Source organism: Pseudonocardia sp. (assembly GCF_050246655.1).
Taxonomy (GTDB): domain Bacteria; phylum Actinomycetota; class Actinomycetes; order Mycobacteriales; family Pseudonocardiaceae; genus Pseudonocardia.
In genome coordinates this window covers 1-17,722 of sequence record NZ_JBFWVQ010000111.1, presented here as the reverse complement: position 1 = coordinate 17,722, position 17,722 = coordinate 1, and the positions used below count along the sequence as shown (strand labels likewise).

Below are 17,722 nucleotides of genomic sequence, written 5' to 3'. Positions count from 1 at the left end.
CCGGGGGGCCATCCCGCTCACGCTGGACCGCGCGAAGGCGCCGTGCACCGTCGAGAGCTTCCTGCATCTCGCGCAGGCCGGCTACTTCGACGCCAGCACCTGCCACCGGCTCACCACCGAGGGCATCAAGGTCCTGCAGTGCGGCGACCCGACCGGCACCGGTAGCGGCGGGCCCGGGTACTCGTTCCCCGACGAGACCACACCGGATCTGAGCTACCCGCGCGGCACCCTCGCCATGGCGAACGCCGGCCCGGACACCAACGGCAGCCAGTTCTTCATGGTCTACGGCGACAGCCCGCTGCCGCCGGACTACACGGTGTTCGGCACGATCGGCGAGCCCGGCCTCGCGGTGCTGGACCAGATCGCGGCGGCAGGTCTCGCCGACGGCGCGCAGGGGGACGGCGCGCCCGCCCAGCCGGTGACGATCACGAAGGTGACCGTCTCCTGAGGGTCAGCCCGCCGACGTCACGCGGTAGACGTCGTACACGCCCTCGACGTTGCGCACGGCGCGCAGCAGGTGCCCGAGGTGCTTGGGGTCGCCCATCTCGAAGCTGAACCGGGAGACGGCCACCCGGTCGCGCGACGTCGTCACCGAGGCGGACAGGATGTTCACCTTCTCGTCGGCGAGCACCTTCGTGATGTCCGACAGCAGCCGGTGCCGATCCAGCGCCTCGACCTGGATCGCGACGAGGAACACCGACCCCGGCGACACGGACCACTGCACGTCGACGAGCCGCTCGGCACGCGCGCGCAGGTCGGCGGCGTTGGTGCAGTCCGTGCGGTGCACGCTGACCCCGCCACCGCGCGTCACGAAGCCCATGATGTCGTCGCCGGGCACGGGTGTGCAGCAGCGCGCGAGCTTGGTGTAGAGGTCGGACAGGCCGCCACCGCTGCCGGCCACGACCACGCCGGCGTCCCCGGCGGGGCGCCGCAGCCGGACGGTGGACGGCGTGGCGCGCTCGGCGAGCTCCTCCTCGGCGTCCTCCACCCCGCCGATGAGCGCCACCAGTCGCTGCACGACGTGCCGGGCGCTGACGTGCCCCTCCCCCACGGCGGCGTAGAGGCCCGACAGGTCCGGGAAGTGCAGCTCCCGCGAGAGGGCCACCATCGCGTCCGCCGACACCAGGCGCTGCAACGGCATCCCGGTGCGCCGCGCCTCGCGGGTGATCGCCTCCTTGCCCGCCTCGATGGCCTCCTCGCGGCGCTCCTTCGCGAACCAGCCCTTGATCTTGTTCTTGGCGCGGGGGGAGGCGACGAAGGACAGCCAGTCCCGGCTCGGGCCTGCCCCCTCGGCCTTCGAGGTGAAGATCTCGACCACGTCGCCGGACTCCAGCCGCCGCTCCAGCGCCACGAGCTTGCCGTTCACGCGGCTGCCGATGCAGCGGTGCCCGACCTCGGTGTGCACCGCGTAGGCGAGGTCGACGGGCGTGGACCCCGAGGGCAGCACGATGACGTCACCCTTGGGGGTGAAGACGAAGATCTCCGCCGACGCGAGGTCGTAGCGCAGCGACTCCAGGAAGTCCCCGGGGTCCGCGGCCTCCCGCTGCCAGTCCAGCAGCTGGCGCATCCACGACATGTCGTCGACCTCGACGGCCCCGTCCGACCCGTTCGCGCCGCGGGTCTCCTTGTAGCGCCAGTGCGCCGCGATGCCGTACTCCGCGGTGCGGTGCATCGCGTGCGTGCGGATCTGCACCTCGAGCGGCTTGCCGTCCGGGCCGATCACGGTGGTGTGCAGCGACTGGTAGACCCCGAAGCGGGGTTGGGCGATGTAGTCCTTGAACCGCCCGGGCATCGGCTGCCAGAGGGCGTGCACCATGCCCATCGCCGCGTAGCAGTCGCGCACCTCGTCCACCAGCACGCGGACGCCCACCAGGTCGTGGATGTCGTCGAAGTCCCGGCCCTTGACGATCATCTTGCGGTAGATCGAGTAGTAGTGCTTGGGCCTGCCCTCGACGGTGGCGGTGATCCGCGCGGTGTCCAGCTGCTGGTTGACCTCGTCGATGACCTGCTTGAGGTAGGTGTCCCGCGACGGTGCGCGGGTGGCGACCAGCCGCACGATCTCGGCGTACTTCTTCGGGTAGAGGATGGCGAACGCCTGGTCCTCCAGCTCCCACTTCACCGTCGCCATGCCGAGGCGGTGGGCGAGCGGGGCCATCACCTCGAGGGTCTCGCGGGCCTTCTTCTTCTGCTTCTCCGGCGGGAGGAAGCGCATCGTGCGCATGTTGTGCAGCCGGTCCGACAGCTTGATCACGAGCACGCGCGGGTCGCGCGCCATCGCGACGACCATCTTGCGGATCGTCTCGGCCTCCGCGGTGGCCCCGAACTCGACCTTGTCCAGCTTCGTGACGCCGTCCACCAGGTGGGCGACCTCGTCGCCGAACTCGGCCCGCAGGTCGTCCAGCGAGTAGCCGGTGTCCTCGACCGTGTCGTGCAGCAGGGCCGCCACCAGAGTCGTCGTGTCCATGCCGAGCTCGGCGAGGATCGTCGCGACCGCGAGCGGGTGGGTGATGTACGGGTCGCCGGACTTGCGCTTCTGGCCCTCGTGGCGCACCTCCGCCACGTCGTAGGCGCGCTGGAGCAGGGCGAGATCGGCCTTCGGGTGCAGCTGGCGGTGCACGCTCGCGAGCGGTTCGAGCACCGGCTTGACGGCGGCGACGCGCTGCGGCGTCATGCGTCGCGCGATCCGTGCACGTACCCGGCGGGTGGCGGACGGGCGGGCGTCGGCACGCCCGTCGAACCGGGCGCCGACCGGGGACGCGTTATCGGACGGCGCAGGCTGCGCGCCCTCCTCGGGCCGCTCCGGCACGGCCGGATCCGACGGACCGCGCGGGGCGCCGGACTGTACGTCGGTCACGCCCCGCTCCACGCCGCCGAGGATAGTCCGCCCGGCGCCGCCGAACAGACCCGGACCGGCGACCGATCAGAACGCCAGCAGCGCGTGCACGGGCAGCGGGGCGAGCCGTGCCCGCCCGCCGAGGGCCGTGAGCTCGGCGAGCACGGCGAACCCGACGACGTCCGCTCCGGCCGCGCCGAGCAGGTCGACGGTCGCCGCGCCGGTGCCGCCGGTGGCGAGTACGTCGTCGACGACGAACACGCGCGCGCCCGGCGCCACGACCCCCTCGGGCAGCTCCAGCGTGGCGGTGCCGTACTCCAGGTCGTAGCTGCGCGATGCCGCCACCCGCGGGAGCTTGCCGGCCTTGCGCACGGGCACGACACCCGTGCCGCCGACCAGCGCGGCCGCCGTGCCGAGCAGGAACCCGCGCGCCTCGATGCCCGCGACGAGGTCGGCATCGCCCATCAGCGCGGCGAGCTCGGTGGCCACCGTCGTGAGGGCCTCGGCGTCCGCGAGCACCGGGGTGATGTCGCGGAACAGGATGCCGGGGCTCGGGAAGTCCGGGACGTCGCGGACGAGCCCGAGAACCCGGCCCAGGGGATCCTCGCTCACCGGTGGCGCTTGCCGGTAGGCCGTGTCGACTTGCCGGTGGGCCGCCCGCCGCGCGGCGTGGCCCGGCGGGACGGTGCGTGGCGGGCCGGCGTGGCGGCCGCCGCGGACAGCGCCTTCTCGCGGCGCAACTCGGTGGCCCGGGCGTCCTCGTCGCCGAGATCCGGCCCCACCGCGTCCTCGTCGGCGCCGCGGCCTGCGGCGATCTTCGCCCGGCGGGCGTGGACCCGGGCGGCCTGGTCCCGGAACCGCTTGTCGCGCAGCTTGAGGTCGACGAGCACCGGGGTGGCGAGCAGGATCGACGATGCTGCGCCGGCGAGGATGCCGACCATCTGCACCAGCGCGAGATCCGCGAGCGTGCCGACGCCGAGCAGCCCGACGCCGATCACGAGCAGGCCGATGACCGGCAGCACCGCGATGAGCGAGGTGTTGATCGAGCGCATCAGCGTCTGGTTCAGCGCGAGGTTCGCGGCTTCGGCGTACGTGCGGCGGGTGAGCCCCAGGATCCCGCGGGTGTTCTCGGTGACCTTGTCGAACACGACGACCGTGTCGTACAGCGAGAACCCGAGGATCGTCAGCAGACCGATGACCGTGGCCGGGGTGACCTCGAAACCGACGATCGAGTAGATGCCCGCGGTGACCACCACGTCGTGGACGAGCGCGACGAGCGCCGCGATCGCCATGGCACGTTCGAAGTAGAACCCCAGGAAGATCGTCACCAGCACCAGGAAGACCGCGAGGGCGATCATCGCCTGGCGGGTGATCTGCCCGCCCCACGTGCCGCTCACGTCGCTGTCGCTGATCACCGACGGGGACGGGACGCCGTCCGCGCCGACCGGCTGGAAGGTGTCGTACAGCGCCTGCTTGACGGCCACGAGCTGGGCGGGCGTCAGCGTCTCCGTCCGGATCTGGACCGTCTGGGCCGCACCCGTGCCGGCGGTCTGCACCGACGACGGCTCCTCGCCCGCGGCCGCCTCGACCACCTGCTTGACGGACTCGACGTCCGCGGGGACGGCGGTGCTGGCCGCGGGGAACTGGATCTGGGTGCCGCCCTCGAAGTCGATGCCGAGGTGGAAGCCGCGGAAGAGGATCGAGCCGAGGCAGATCGCGACGATGATCCCGAAGACGGCGTACCAGGTCATCCGCCTGCCGACGATGTCGAACGCGCCGGTACCGGTGTAGAGCCGTTGGAAGACGCTGGGCCGCGAGCGCCGGGTGCCCGTACCGGTGGCCATGTCAGGCTCCCTTCCCGGCGCCGGCCAGTGACCTGGCGCGGCGTTGCTCGGCCCCGATGCGGGCGACGGATCCGAGCCCGGACAGGGCCGGGCTGCTCAGGGTCTTCGACCGCGCGGCCAGCTCGACCAGCGGGTGCGTCACCAGGAAGACGACGACCAGGTCGAGCACCGTCGCGAGGCCCAGGGTGAACGCGAAGCCCTTCACCTGCCCGACGGCGAGGATGTAGAGCACGGCCGAGGCGAGGAAGCTGACCGCGTCCGCGGAGAGGATCGTCCGCCGTGCCCGGACCCAGCCGCGCGGCACCGCCGAGCGGAACGTGCGTCCCTCGCGCACCTCGTCCTTCAATCGTTCGAAGTAGATGACGAACGAGTCCGCCGTGATGCCGATGGCGACGATGAACCCCGCGACGCCCGCGAGGTCGAGGGTGAACCCGATCCAGCGCCCGAGCAGCACCAGCACCGCGTAGACGATCACGCCGGAGAGCACCAGCGACAGGATCGTCAGCACCCCGAGGATGCGGTAGTAGAACAGGCAGTAGACGAACACGAGCGCGAGGCCGATGCCGCCGGCGATCAGGCCGGCTTCCAGGGACGCGAGGCCCAGCGTCGCGGACACCGTCTGCGCCTCGGAGGCCGCGAAGGACAGCGGCAGGGAGCCGTAGCGCAGCACCGCGGCCAGGTCCTGGGCCTCGGCCTGGGTGAAGCTGCCGGAGATCTGGGTGGGCCCGTAGATGGCCTGGCGGATCTCCGGTGCGGAGACCACCTCGCCGTCCAGCACGAACGCGGTGCGGGTGCCGACGTGGGTGCTGGTGTACTCGCCCCAGATCGCGGCGCCGGTGCTGTCGAACGTCAGGTCGATGACGTAACCGACGTTGTTCTGGTCGAAGTTGGCCTGCGCGGTCTCGATGTGGGTGCCCTCCAGCGGGCGTCCCTGGGAGTCCGTGATGACCGGGCCGAGCACGTACTTCTCGGTGCCGTCCCGGTTGCAGGCGACGAGCGGCAGCGTCGGGACGTCGTAGCCGCGCAGGGGGTCGTTCGCCGCGCAGTCCAGGCTCGTGACGGCTGCGAAGACCGCCGCCTGCTGGACGTTCGGGTCCTGCGACATCAGGTCCGGGTTCTGGCGCACCGCGCGGGCCTGCTCGATCTGCGCGGCGACCTCCGGGTCCGCCGGCTCGTCCCCGGTCGTGGGCGGGGCGGGCGGCGGGGCGGGGGTGGACCCGGCGGGCGGCGGGGCGGGTGTGCTCGGCGGCGGGGCCTGCGGGTCCAGTGGCGTCGCGTGCGAGACGGGCGCGATCGCCGGGGCGGCACCCGCGCCCTGGGGCTGCGCCGGGGCGTCCGGCGGGGCCGAGGGCGTGCCCTGCTCTCCGGGTGTGGCGTCGGAGGGCGACCCGTCACCGGGGGCGCCGGGCGCCTCACCGGGGGCGCCGGGCGCCGCCGCGGGTGTGGCCGGGAACGGCCCACCTACCACCTCGCGGAAGCGCAGCTGTGCCGTCTGCCCCAGCGAGCGGGCCTGGTCGCCTTCCGCCCCCGGGACGGTGATCACGAGGTTGGAGCCGTCCAGGACGACCTCGGCGCCGCTCACGCCGAGGCCGTTGACCCGTTGCTCGATGATCTGCTGCGCCTGGAGCAGCTGCTCACGCGGCGGCTCGGCACCACTCTCCGTGCGGGCCTGCAGGGTGACGCGGGTGCCACCCTGCAGGTCGATCCCCAGCTTCGGAGTGGCCTTGCCGTCGCCGGTGAAGAAGACCAGCGCGTACAGGACGGCGACGACCACGGCGAACGACGCCAGGTACCGCCAAGGGCTGATCTGCCCCGGGGTGGGTGCCACAGTTCTCGTCTCTCTCGGACCCGCCGGTGCCCCTCCGGCGTCCCGTTGGGCTCAGGTCGGCGCCGCGCTAGGAGTGCGCGGCGTCCGTGTCGGTGGACGTGGGATCGGTCTTCGACGGCGCCGCGGAGTCCGCGGCGTCCTCGGTGATCTTCTCGCGGACCGCGGCCCGGACCCACGTCGTGACGACCCCGTCGGCGATCTCCAGATCGATCGTGTCCTCGTAGGACACGTCGACCACGGTGCCGCGAAGGCCCGAGGTGGTGACGACGACGTCCCCCACCTCCAGCGAGGCCTGCAGTGCCTGCATGTCCGCGACCGCCTTCTTCTGCCGCCTGCTGTTCAGGATGATCGGGATGAACAGCAGGGCGATCAGGAGCAGGAAGATCAGCGAGCCGAAGTTCTCCATCTGGTACTCCGCACGTCGTGGGCCGTCGAGTCTGCCAGCCCCCTCGTCAGAACAGCGCCGCAGGGTTGGCCGGTCCGCCGTCGGGCGGGGCCAGCCCCAGGTGCGCCCACGCCGCAGGTGTGGCGACACGTCCCCGCGGCGTGCGGGCCAGCATCCCGGCGCGGACGAGGTAGGGCTCGCAGACCTCCTCGACCGTACCGGGCTCCTCACCCACCGCGACCGCCAGCGTGGAGATTCCGACCGGCCCTCCGCCGAACGAGCGAACGAGCGCCCCGAGCACCGCGCGGTCCAGGCGGTCCAGGCCCAGCTCGTCCACGTCGTAGACGGCGAGTGCATCCCGCGCGACCTGGCGGGTGACGGCGCCGTCCGCGCGCACCTCGGCGAAGTCGCGGACGCGGCGCAGCAGCCGGTTCGCGATCCGCGGCGTGCCGCGGGAGCGCCGGGCGATCTCGGCGGCGCCTTCGGGACGCAGCGTGACCCCCAGGATGCCCGCGGCGCGGCGCAGCACCTGCTGCAGCTCGGGCGGCTCGTAGAACTCCATGTGTGCGGTGAAGCCGAACCGGTCGCGCAGCGGCCCGGTGAGCGCTCCGGACCGCGTCGTCGCCCCGACCAGCGTAAAAGGCGCGATGTCCAGCGGGATCGAGGTCGCCCCCGGCCCCTTGCCGACGACGACGTCGACGCGGAAGTCCTCCATCGCGAGGTAGAGCATCTCCTCGGCGGGCCGCGCGATGCGGTGGATCTCGTCGATGAACAGGACGTCGCCGGATGCGAGGTTGGAGAGCATCGCGGCGAGGTCGCCCGCCCGTTCCAGCGCCGGGCCGCTAGTGAGCCGGACCGCCGCGCCCAGCTCGGCGGCGACGATGAGCGCGAGGCTGGTCTTGCCCAGCCCCGGCGGGCCGGAGAGCAGGATGTGGTCGGGCGGGTCGCCGCGGCGCCGGGCCCCCTCCAGGACGAGCTCGAGCTGTTCGCGGACCCGGGGCTGCCCGATGAACTCGGCGAGCCTGCGGGGGCGGAGGGTCGCCTCGACGTCGAGGTCCTCGGGCTCCAGGTCGGCCGAGAGGTCACCGGTCACGGCCCACCCCCGATGCCCGCGTATCCGTCGCGGCACCGGCGGGCCGGGTCGCACACGGGTGCCGGGGTGCGTCGGCTGTGGTCGGCGCGGTCAGACGCATGTTCTGGCGCCTGCCCCGTGTCCGGCGCGCTCGAACACACGTTCCAGCGTCTCCCCCGCCGCGGCGCGTCCGGGCCGCTCGCGCATACGTTCCAGCGCCCGCACACGGTCGGCCGGGCGCTCGAACACACGTTCCAGCGTCCATCCCCGGCTCCGGCACGCCTCGCACACATGCTCCCGCGCTGACCATGCGTGTTCGGCGCACTCGCACACACGTTCCAGCAGCTCCCCCGTGTCCAGGCCGCGCGCACATACGTTCCAGCGCCAGCACACACCGCGGGGTGCTGGCACACACGGCAGGCGACGTGTGTGACCACCGTCGAGTGTGTGCGACCACCGCCCGGCGTGTGCGAGGACGTCACCGGGACCGCCCCCGAGCCAGATGTGCGCCACCGGCGTCTCCGGCCCTCGAACCCATGTGCGGGTGGCCACCCAAGGGCGTGCGGCGCTCGCACACATGTGCCGGCCTCCATCCCGTGCCCCTGCACGCTCGCACATATGTTCGTGCGCCCGCCCCCGCGTGTCCGGGCCGCTCGCACATCTGTTCCAGCGCCCGCCACGCGTGTTCGGCGTGCTCGCACACACGTTCGGAGGCTCCCCCTGCTCCGGCGCGCTCGCGCACACGTGCCGGCCTCCATCCGCGTCCGGGCCGCTCGCACATCTGTCCCAGCGCCCGCGCCCCGCGCCCGGGGCGCTCGCACATCTGTCCCAGCGCCCACACCCCGCGCCCGGGGCGATCGCACACATGTTCCAGCGCCCGCGCCCCGTGCCCGGGGCGATCGCACACATGCGCCCCGCGCCCCGCGCCCCGCGCCCCGGGGCGGTCGCACATCTGTTCCAGCGCCCGCACACACCTCGAGCCGCCGGCACACCCCGCAGGCGGTGTGCGCGACCACCGTTGGGTGTGTGCGACCACCCTCGGGTGTGTGTGACCACCGCCCGGTGTGTGCGAGCACGTCACCGGGACCGCCCGAGCCGGGTCAGCGCCGCCCGCAGCAGGACCGACACATCCGACACGCCCGACGCCCCCGACACGCCCGACGCCCCCGACACGCCCGGCATCCCCGACGACACCCCGCCACCGCCGTTCTCGGCGAGGACGGCGTCCACCGCCTGCTCGGCGGGCTTCACCGCGAACCCGAGCCCGAGCAACGCCTCGACGACCTGGTCGCGCCCCGGCGACCCGCCCGGCAGGACCGCCGGAGCCGCGGCGGGCGCCGGCCGGGTCACCTTGTCGCGCAGCTCCACGACGAGCCGTTCGGCCCCCTTCCGCCCGATCCCGGGCACCCGGGTCAGGACCGCGAGATCGCCGTCGGCGAGCGCGCTGCGCAGCGTGTCCGGGTCCAGCACCGCGAGCGTGGCCATCGCGATCCGCGGCCCGACCCCGCTCACCGACATCAGCAGGGTGAACAGCTCCCGCTCGTCGGCACTCGCGAAGCCGTAGAGCGTGAGCGAGTCCTCCCGCACCACCAGCATGGTGGCCAGCCGCGCCGATTCGCCGCGACGCAGCCCCGCGAGCGTCGTGGGCGTGGCGTGCACCGCGAGACCCACCCCGCCCATCTCGACGACGGCGTGGTCCAGCCCGATCGACAGCACCTCGCCGCGCACCGAACTGATCATGTACGTCCCTTCGCCGCCTCCGCCAACCGCCGCCGGTGCGCCCGTGCGAGCGCCGCGGCGCGGGCCTGCGCCGACGCCATCCGGTCCAGCATCGGCGCCCGCCAGCAGTGGCAGATCGCCAGGGCCAGCGCGTCCGCCGCATCCGCGGGCCGGGGCCGCTCCGCCAGCCCGAGCAGGCGCGTCACCATCGTCGTGACCTGATCCTTGCCCGCCCGGCCCTCGCCGGTGACGGCCGCCTTCACCTCGCTCGGGGTGTGGAACGCCACCGGCAGCCCGGCCCGGGCGGCGAGCAGTGCCACGACGCCCGCGGCCTGCGCCGTGCCCATCACCGTGCGCACGTTCTGCTGGCTGAACACCCGCTCGACCGCGACCACGTCCGGCCGGTGCGTGCCGATCCACTCCTCGACGGCGTCGCCGACCGCGAGCAGCCGCCGCTCCACCGGCACGTCCGCAGGCGTGCGGACGACGCCGACGGCGACGCAGCGAACCGTGCGGCCCGCGCCGCCGTCCACCACGCCCAGGCCGCACCGGGTCAATCCGGGGTCGACGCCCAGCACCCGCACCCGCTCCCCTTTCCCGCGAACACCCGTTCGACCCGAGGAGGCTACCGGCGCACCGGGCAGCACCCACGTCGGCACGCCGCGCCTCGCGCTGCCGGACGGCGCGGGCAGACGTACCGTGCCATCCATGTCCGCCGCCGAGGAGCTCGACGTCTATCTCAACGACCATCTCGCGGGTGCCCACACCGGTGTCGAGATGGCCCGCACGCTGCAGCGCGAGGTGGCGGGCGAGCCGGACGCGGAGCTGCTCGGGCCGATCGGTGACGACGTCGCCGCGGACGTCGAGACGCTCCGGCACGTCATGGAGCGCCTCGGCGTGCGGCGCAACCCGGTGAAGCAGGCCGCCGGGTGGGTGGCGGAGAAAGCACACCGGATCGGGGTCGCCGCATCGCGCTCGCACGGGCCCGACCTCGCCCGGATGCTGGCCGCGGAGAGCCTCGCGCTGGGCGTCGAGGGCAAGCTCGCCCTGTGGGTCGCGCTGTCCGACGCCGCCAGCGCCGCCGACCGGGACCGGCTGGCCGACACCGGCGTTCCCGATCTCGCCGGGCTCGCCGACCGGGCCCGTGACCAGCGCCGCCGCCTGGAGGCGGTGCGCCTCGCCGCGGCCCGACGGGCGTTCGCGCGGACCTGAGGGCGCGGGGCCTGCCTAGGCTCGGCCCGGTGGAAGCGCACGACGTCGAGATCGTGGGGCTGCTCGTGTCCCCCGTGCACGCGTTCGCCGGCAGGCCCGCGGACGGTCCGCTGCCCGACCCGGCAACGCCGGCCGACCGGGTCGAGGTCCGTGCGAGCCTCGGCCTGGTCGGGGACCGCTACTTCGGTCATCCCGCTCACCGGCGCGCCGCGGTCACGGTGCTCGACGCGGCCGCGGTGCAGGACATGGCTCGCGAGCTCGGGCTCCCGGACGTCGATCCCCTGCGGGCGCGCCGCAACGTCGTCCTCACCGGGTTCGCGGTGGACGCCCTCGCGCGCGGCACCGTGTTCTCGCTGGACTCGGGCGACGGGCCGGTCCGGCTGCGCGCCCACCGCCCGGCGCACCCGTGCCGGTGGATGGACGTCGTGTTCGGCCCGGGCGCGTTCCGGGCGCTGCGCGGCCGGTCCGGGCTGCGCTGTGAGGCCCTGGACGACGGGGTGCTGCGGCTCGGCCCGGCGGTGCTGCGGATGCTGGAGCCGCAGGGGCTCAGCGGGGGACGGTGATCCGCCAGGCCGCGGGCCGCAGCGTCCACCGGCGGCGGGTGACCGGCTCGCCCGGCTCGCCGTCCGCGTTGACCGGGACCGGCCCGCCGGACACCTCGATCTCCGCGCCCCGCGCCGTCACCACCTCCGGGTGCTCGCCGTGGCGCCCCGCCCGCAGGAGCCGGCCGTAGTGCAGCCGGGCGAGCAGGCCGGTCGCCGTGCTCACGACCACGTCGGCGGCGCCGTCGTCGGGTGCGGCGTCGGGGGTGATCGGGGTGCCGCCGCCAACGGTGCGACCGTTGCCGATCCCCACCTGCAGCACGACGCCGTCCGCGAGGGTCCGGCCGTCGACGAGGACCCGCAGCGGCCACCCGGAGCTGCGCAGCCCGGCGAGCACCGCGCCCACCGGGTAGGCGAGCGGGCCGAGGACGGGCTTGAGCGGGGTGCCCTCCCGGTTGGCCCGGGCCCCGATCCCCAGGTGCACGGCGTTGACGACGACGGCGCCGGTGTCGTCGACGAGCAGGTCGAGGGCGCGTTCGCGGCCGTGCAGGACGGCCCGGGCGGCCGCCACCGGCTCGTCCGGCACGCCGAGCGTCCCGGCGAAGTCGTTCCCCGTCCCCTGGGGGACCAGCCCGAGCACGCGCCGGTCGAGCTCGCCCCGGGCGTGCAGCGCGGCGACGAGCAGGTGCAGGGTGCCGTCCCCGCCGACGGCGACGGGGCGGTGCTGCGGGTACGCGGCCAGCACGGCGTCCAGCTCGCCCGGGCCGTCCGGGGAGGCGGTGACCACCTCGGCGCCCTCCCGGAGCGTGTCCAGCACGGCGTGGCGGACGGCGTCGTCCACCCCGCCCGCGGCGTCGTTCGCGAGCACGAGGAGGGGGAGCATCACGAAAGCCTGACACGGCCCGAGCCGCTCCGGTCGCCGAGTTGACGTCCGCCCGGCCGGGACGACAGGCTGCGCGCGTGACGGGTGGGCGGCGGCGAGCGGTGCGCGCCGGGCGCCCAGCCACCGGGAGGGCCGTACTGATCGCCGTCCTGACGGCTGTCCTGGCGCTCACGCTCCTCGCGTGCGGTCCGGCGCCGGTCCCCGCCGAGGGCCTCGCCGCCGCCCCGGCCCCGCCGGACGGACCGGAGACGATCGCCGCCGCCCTGCTCGCCCCCGGCGCCGACGTCACGGCGCTGCTCACGCAGCGCCGCCCCGAACCGCCGGACTACGCCGAGGTGTTCCGGCTGGAGATCGCGAAGGACGCGCGCACCCACTACGAGGGCTACTGGCAGCATCCGCAGCTGCTCGGCCCCGCCCCGGGGCAGACGGAGGTGCGGGTGGACGCCGTCACCACCGAGGAGCTCGTCGCAGGCACCGGCGCGTCGGCCGAGTTCCCGAGCGGGTACCGCACCGTCGCACCGCAGCTCAACCCGGGCATCACGATCTACCAGCTGGTCTTCCACGCCCCCGGCAGCTCGCTCGGCACCCGCGTGGACGGGCTCGTGTACCTCCAGGGCCGGTGGCGGATCTTCCCCGCCCCGTGGGCCGTGCTGGAGATCAACGAGCCGGGCCACCAGCACTGAGCGGGTCGGCGTAGCGCCCGCGGCGGTGGCCGGAGGATCATCCCCGCCGTGTCTCTGGTCGGCCGCACGGCCCAGCTCGCCGAGCTCGGCGCCCTGCTGGCCGTGGCCCGCGAGGGGCGCGGATGCCTCACCCTCGTGACGGGCGAGCCGGGCGTCGGCAAGACCCGGCTGGTGCGCGAGGTCGCCGACCGTGCCGCCGCACTCGGTGTGGCCACCGCGTGGGCGACGTGCGTCGAGGGCGAGGGCGCGCCGGCGCTCTGGCCGTGGACTCAGCTCGCCCGGGCGATCGCCACCGCCGACCCGGACGTGCCGGGGGTGGGCGGGCTGGTCGCCCGGCTGCGTGACGGCGTCGCGGACGCGGAGACGTCCCCGAGCCCGTTCCGGCTCTTCGACGCCGCCGAGCAGGTGCTGCGGGCCGCAGCCGCCCGCCGTGCGTGGCTGCTCGTGCTGGACGACCTGCAGTGGGCCGACGAGACGTCGCTGCGGCTGCTGGAGTTCCTCCGCCCGCAGCTCGGCGGGCTGCGGGTCGCGGTTCTGGCGACCGCCCGCGAGGGCGGCGCCCGCCTGCCCCACGCGGCGCGGATCGAGCTGTCCGGCCTGAGCGCGGACGAGCTCGCCGAGCTGATACGCCCGCTCGGGGCGGCCCTCGGGCCGGCCGACGCGCAGGCACTCGCGGGTCGCACGGGCGGCAACCCGTTCTACGCCATCGAGCTCGCGCGCCTGGCCCGCGACCACGGGCCGGACGTCGCGCGGGCCGCGGTGCCGGGCTCGGTCCGGGCGGCCCTCGAGCACCGCCTCGCCGCGCTCCCCCGGCCGACCCGGGACGTGCTGGCCGTCGCGGCCGTCGTCGGCGAGGAGTTCCGGGTCGACCTCCTCGACGCGGTCGGGCCGCGGCACGACGCCCAGGACCTGCTGGCCGTCGCCGAGCATGCCGGGCTGGTCCGCCCCGCCGGGCCGGGGCGCGCCGCGTTCGCCCACGGCCTGGTCCGCGACGCCGTGCACGCCGCCCTGCCGGCGCCGGAGCGCGCCCGGCTGCACGGCCGGGTGGCGGACGCGCTGCGGGCCGCCGGATCCACCGACCCGGCGACGCTCGCCCACCACCTCGGCCGCGCCACGGGCCGAGCGGACGAGGCGGTCCGCCAGCACCGCGCTGCGGCCCGCGCGGCCACCGCCGTCCTCGCGCACGCCGACGCCGCGCGGCACCTCGCGGAGGCCGTCGACCAGCTCGACGCCGCGCCGGGCGCGGCCGACCGCGGTGAGCTGCTGCTCGATCTCGCCGCCGCCCGGCTCGCCGCGGGTGACGGCCCCGGAGCGCGGGGCACCTACCTGGCCGCGGCCCGCCTGGCGCGGCTCGACGGCCGGGCCGACCGCTGTGCCGACCATCTCGCCCGGGCCGCGCTGGGTCTCGGCGGCGGGCCCGCGGGGTTCGAGGTGCCGCGCGCGGACGCGAAGCAGATCGCCCTGCTGGAGGAGGCGGAGCAGCTGCTCCCCGACGGTGCGGCGCTGCACACGCGGGTGACGGCCCGGCTGTCCGTCGCGCTGCCCGAGCAGGAGCAGGAGCGCCGCCGCGCCCTCGCCGACCGGGCGGTCGCCGCCGCCCGCGCGGCCGCCGACCCCGACGTGCTGACCGCCGCGCTCGCCGCGCACTGCGACGCGATCGCCGGGCCGGAAGAGGTCGAGCGCCGGGAGGCCCAGGCCGACGAGATCGTCGCGCTGGCCACGGCGACCCGCGACGTCGAGGCCGAGCTCCTCGGCAGGCGCCTGCACCTCGTCGCGCTGCTGGAACGCGGCGACTACCCGGGCGCCGACCGGGAGGCGGAGGCGTTCGCGCTGCGGGTGGCCACGATCCGCCACCCCCTCTACGCCTGGTACCCACCGCTGTGGCGGTCGATGCGGCTGACGATGGCGGGCCGGCTCGACGACGGGGAGCGGCAGCGGGCGCTCGCCGAGACCGCCGGGGCGCGCGTCGACAGCTTCAACGCGGCCATCCTGGCGGTCTCCGCGCGCTGGAACAGCCTCGCCGAGGCCGGCCGGTTCGCCGAGGGCCACGCGGCACTCGCCGCGTTCGCCGAGCGGCTGGGCCCGCTCGGCCCGGACATGGAGGTCGGCTTCGCGCTGGCGCAGGCCCAGGCCGGGCGCTGCGACGCCGCCCGCAACCGCCTGGACGCGGTGGCGCCGCTGCTTCCCGGCCTCCCGACCGGGTCGGAGTGGCCGCCGGTGCTCGTACAGGTCGCGGAGCTGGTGACGCTGCTCGGCGGGCACCCGGTCGCCGAGTGGGCCTACCCGGCGCTGCTGCCCCATCGGGGCCGGCACGGGATCGACGGCATCGGCGCCTACAGCTACGGCAGCCTGGAACGGCCCCTCGGCCTGCTCGCCGCCGCACTCGGCCAGAGCGACACCGCCCGTGCGCACCTCGTCGCGGCCCTCGATGCCAACGAGCGCGCGGGCGCGAACCTCCTCGTGGCCCGGACCCTGCGCGACGCGGGCGCGGTGCTCGGCGACCGGGCGCTGCTCGGCCGGGCGCGGGAGGCTTACCGGCGCCTGGACGTCCCCCATCGCATCACCGAGGTGGACGCCCTGCTCGGTGGGCCACCCGCCCCGGATCCCGCCCCGACGACCGGCGAGTTCCGGCGCACCGGCGAGACCTGGTCGGTGTCGTGGCGGGGCCGGGACGCGACGGTGCGCGACACCAAGGGCATGCGCGACCTCGCCCGGCTCCTCGCCCGGCCGGGCACCGACGTCGCCGCCGTCGAGCTCGCCGAGGCGCTGGTGGACGGCGGGGACACCGGCGAGCTGGTCGACGCGACGGCCCGCGACGCCTACCGGGCCCGGCTGGCCGTGCTCGACGACGAGCTCGCCGCCGCGGACCGGGCCGGGGACGCGCCGCGGTCGGAGCGGGCGAGCGCGGAACGGGCCGTGCTGCTCGCCCAGCTGTCGGCGGCCTACGGCATCGGGGGCAGGCCGCGGCGCACCGGCGATCCCGCCGAACGCGCCCGCTCGGCCGTGGGCTGGCGGATCCGCGACGCCCTGCGCCGCATCGAGGCCGTGCACCCCGAGCTCGCCCGCCACCTGCGCGTCAGCGTCCACACCGGCGCCTTCTGCCGCTACTCGCCGGAGACGGCGGTGCGCTGGCACGTGTGAGGCGCGCGCCTCCCGTCGGAAGGCGCCGCCTCCCGCCTGCCGGGGTGAGGACCCGCCACACCCTGGAGGTACCGATGAGCATCACCGGTCAGCACTCCGCCGAACTCCTGCTCGCCCGGGCCGTCGACCGGTTCGGCACGGCGCCGGACGACGTCGCGGCGGTCGCGCGCTGGCTGCGCGCGGCGGCCGCCGACATCGATCTCCCCGACACCGCGCCCGGCGACCGCGTCGTGCTCGCCGGGCACGCGGACGGGCCGGGGCTGTACCTCGCGCACTTCGCGGGCGAGCTGGCCACCGACGTCCACGGGCACGGCACGTGGGGCGTCGGCCTGCTGCTGGACGGCACCGACCGCTACGAGCGCTGGCGACCGGCCGGCCCGGGCACGGCCCGCCTCGCCGAGATCCGCGCCCTGGGTCCCGGGGACGTCCTGGCGTTCGGCCCGCCACCCCACGACGTGCACCGCCAGCGGGCGGACGCCGGCGGGGCCCGCGAGCTGCTGCTGCTCGGTGCCGACCCCCGCTCCCGGGACCGCATCACGTTCGATCCGGATCCGGCCGACCGCGCCGCGGCGGTCGTCGACCACATCGACCGCGCCGACCTGCGCGGCCTGCTGGCGCACTACGCGCCGGACGCGGTCGTGGAGGCCGACGTCCCGCAGTGGCGGTTGCGCGTCACCGGCCGCGCGTCGATCGCGGAGGCCCTCGCGAGCGAGTTCGACGTGCCCGGCAGGCGGCTGGCGTGGCTGCGCCGCACCGACACCGCGGACGGCGTGCTCATCGAGACCGAGGTGCGCTTCGCCGCCGACGGCGGGGAGGGCCTGTGGCGCGACGCGCACGTCCTCACCCTCGACGGGTCGACGATCACGGCGCACTCCGTCTGGTGCACCGGGCACTGGGACCCGGCCACCGTCGCCCGGTACGCGGCGCAGGACGCCCTGGTCGGTGCACCGTGACCGAGCTTGCGAGGTCACGATTCAGCACAGCGACCCGGTCACGGGCGACGAGCGTCAGCGAGGAGCTCCCGTGACGCGCGCGCTGCTCGACACCGCCGAGCGCACCCCGTTCCCCGACCACGACGGCCGTTCCGGCAGCACGCTGGAACGGGTCCGGCTGGCCGACGGCACCCGGCTGGTGCTCAAACGTTCGACGCCCGGCCTCGACCTCGTCGGGACGCTCACCGGCGGGAGCGACCGCGAGTTCCAGCTCTTCGCCTCCGGCGTGCTCGACGCGCTGCCCGGCGGCGTCGGGCACGCGATCGTCGACGCCTGGGGCGACGGTCCGGACACGCTCGTGCTCATGCGCGACGTGGGCGCGCACATCCCCGGCTGGACGAGGTCGCTCACCCGCGCCGACTGCCGCACGATCCTGCGGGCCGCCACGGCGCTGCACGACGCCTTCCGCGGCGACCGCCCGCCTGGGCTCTGCGACCTCGCCGACCGGCTCACGCTGCTGTGGCCGCACCGCCTGGCCCCGCTCACCGGGGGGCCGAACCCGCTGCCGGGGCTGGTCCTGCGCGGCTGGGACCGGTTCGCCACCCTGGCCGAGCCGCGGGTCGTCGCGGCGGTACGCGCGCTGCAGTC

The 17,722-nt window shown here is 75.3% G+C and carries 16 protein-coding genes; 7 read left to right on the top strand and 9 right to left on the bottom strand.

Going from position 1 to position 17,722, the window contains the following annotated elements; translation table 11 throughout:
* Positions 1-448 (top strand): peptidylprolyl isomerase (locus AB7J25_RS25270; RefSeq protein WP_428512859.1); only part of this gene is annotated, 448 nt, incomplete at its 5' end.
* Positions 449-451: 3 nt separating this feature from the next.
* Here the strand turns inward: AB7J25_RS25270 and AB7J25_RS25265 are convergent.
* The 8 genes from AB7J25_RS25265 to ruvC form a co-directional block, all read right to left on the bottom strand.
* Complete coding sequence (locus AB7J25_RS25265) at positions 452-2,671, bottom strand: RelA/SpoT family protein (RefSeq protein ID WP_428512857.1); 2,220 nt, start codon at positions 2,669-2,671, stop codon at positions 452-454.
* A 249-nt stretch (positions 2,672-2,920) separates the two neighbouring features.
* Positions 2,921-3,445 carry an adenine phosphoribosyltransferase gene (locus AB7J25_RS25260; RefSeq protein ID WP_428512855.1) on the bottom strand — a complete coding sequence of 175 codons (525 nt, stop codon included), beginning with the start codon at positions 3,443-3,445 and terminating at the stop codon, positions 2,921-2,923.
* Positions 3,442-4,677 carry a protein translocase subunit SecF gene (secF, locus tag AB7J25_RS25255; protein WP_428512853.1) on the bottom strand — a complete coding sequence of 412 codons (1,236 nt, stop codon included), beginning with the start codon at positions 4,675-4,677 and terminating at the stop codon, positions 3,442-3,444. Before secF ends, AB7J25_RS25260 begins: the two co-directional genes overlap by 4 nt.
* Before the next feature lies 1 nt (position 4,678).
* Positions 4,679-6,505: a protein translocase subunit SecD gene (secD, locus tag AB7J25_RS25250; protein ID WP_428512851.1), complete on the bottom strand. Its 1,827-nt coding sequence runs from the start codon at positions 6,503-6,505 to the stop codon at positions 4,679-4,681.
* A gap of 67 nt (positions 6,506-6,572) precedes the next feature.
* Positions 6,573-6,911, bottom strand: coding sequence for a preprotein translocase subunit YajC (gene yajC / locus AB7J25_RS25245; RefSeq protein WP_428512849.1), 339 nt, complete (start codon positions 6,909-6,911; stop codon positions 6,573-6,575).
* 46 nt (positions 6,912-6,957) lie between these two features.
* Complete coding sequence (gene ruvB, locus AB7J25_RS25240; RefSeq protein ID WP_428512847.1) at positions 6,958-7,983, bottom strand: Holliday junction branch migration DNA helicase RuvB; 1,026 nt, start codon at positions 7,981-7,983, stop codon at positions 6,958-6,960.
* A 1,056-nt stretch (positions 7,984-9,039) separates the two neighbouring features.
* A complete protein-coding gene (gene ruvA / locus AB7J25_RS25235) occupies positions 9,040-9,702 on the bottom strand; it encodes a Holliday junction branch migration protein RuvA (RefSeq protein ID WP_428512845.1) in 663 nt (220 codons plus the stop codon).
* Positions 9,699-10,265 (bottom strand): crossover junction endodeoxyribonuclease RuvC, encoded by a 567-nt coding sequence (gene ruvC / locus AB7J25_RS25230; protein ID WP_428512843.1) that lies wholly within the window; start codon positions 10,263-10,265, stop codon positions 9,699-9,701. The genes ruvA and ruvC overlap by 4 nt, the downstream gene beginning before the upstream one ends.
* A gap of 124 nt (positions 10,266-10,389) precedes the next feature.
* Between ruvC and AB7J25_RS25225 the strand changes: the two genes are divergently transcribed.
* Together AB7J25_RS25225 and AB7J25_RS25220 are read left to right on the top strand one after the other, a co-directional pair.
* Positions 10,390-10,893 (top strand): hypothetical protein, encoded by a 504-nt coding sequence (locus AB7J25_RS25225; RefSeq protein WP_428512841.1) that lies wholly within the window; start codon positions 10,390-10,392, stop codon positions 10,891-10,893.
* A 29-nt stretch (positions 10,894-10,922) separates the two neighbouring features.
* On the top strand, positions 10,923-11,456 hold the full coding sequence (locus tag AB7J25_RS25220; protein WP_428512839.1) for an MOSC domain-containing protein: 534 nt from the start codon (positions 10,923-10,925) through the stop codon (positions 11,454-11,456).
* On the opposite strand, the gene AB7J25_RS25215 is transcribed toward AB7J25_RS25220, so the two are convergent.
* Complete coding sequence (locus AB7J25_RS25215; protein ID WP_428512837.1) at positions 11,440-12,318, bottom strand: diacylglycerol/lipid kinase family protein; 879 nt, start codon at positions 12,316-12,318, stop codon at positions 11,440-11,442. The genes AB7J25_RS25220 and AB7J25_RS25215 overlap by 17 nt on opposite strands.
* A gap of 77 nt (positions 12,319-12,395) precedes the next feature.
* Here AB7J25_RS25215 and AB7J25_RS25210 point away from each other — a divergent pair, with 77 nt between their 5' ends.
* The 4 genes from AB7J25_RS25210 to AB7J25_RS25195 form a co-directional block, all read left to right on the top strand.
* Positions 12,396-13,001, top strand: a complete 606-nt coding sequence (locus AB7J25_RS25210) for a hypothetical protein (protein WP_428512835.1) — start codon at positions 12,396-12,398, stop codon at positions 12,999-13,001.
* A 48-nt stretch (positions 13,002-13,049) separates the two neighbouring features.
* On the top strand, positions 13,050-16,142 hold the full coding sequence (locus AB7J25_RS25205) for an ATP-binding protein (protein WP_428512833.1): 3,093 nt from the start codon (positions 13,050-13,052) through the stop codon (positions 16,140-16,142).
* Positions 16,143-16,216: 74 nt separating this feature from the next.
* Positions 16,217-17,095 (top strand): nuclear transport factor 2 family protein, encoded by an 879-nt coding sequence (locus AB7J25_RS25200; protein WP_428512831.1) that lies wholly within the window; start codon positions 16,217-16,219, stop codon positions 17,093-17,095.
* Between the two features lie 70 nt (positions 17,096-17,165).
* A partial coding sequence (locus AB7J25_RS25195) for a hypothetical protein (RefSeq protein WP_428512829.1) occupies positions 17,166-17,722 on the top strand: 557 nt, incomplete at its 3' end.

Coding starts and splice junctions, on each gene's coding strand:
- AB7J25_RS25265 (WP_428512857.1), bottom strand. CDS start 2,671: ATGACGCCGCAGCGCGTCGCCGCCGTCAAGCCGGTGCTCGAACCGCTC.
- secF (WP_428512853.1), bottom strand. CDS start 4,677: ATGGCCACCGGTACGGGCACCCGGCGCTCGCGGCCCAGCGTCTTCCAA.
- yajC (WP_428512849.1), bottom strand. CDS start 6,911: ATGGAGAACTTCGGCTCGCTGATCTTCCTGCTCCTGATCGCCCTGCTG.
- ruvA (WP_428512845.1), bottom strand. CDS start 9,702: ATGATCAGTTCGGTGCGCGGCGAGGTGCTGTCGATCGGGCTGGACCAC.
- AB7J25_RS25225 (WP_428512841.1), top strand. CDS start 10,390: ATGTCCGCCGCCGAGGAGCTCGACGTCTATCTCAACGACCATCTCGCG.
- AB7J25_RS25215 (WP_428512837.1), bottom strand. CDS start 12,318: ATGCTCCCCCTCCTCGTGCTCGCGAACGACGCCGCGGGCGGGGTGGAC.
- AB7J25_RS25200 (WP_428512831.1), top strand. CDS start 16,217: ATGAGCATCACCGGTCAGCACTCCGCCGAACTCCTGCTCGCCCGGGCC.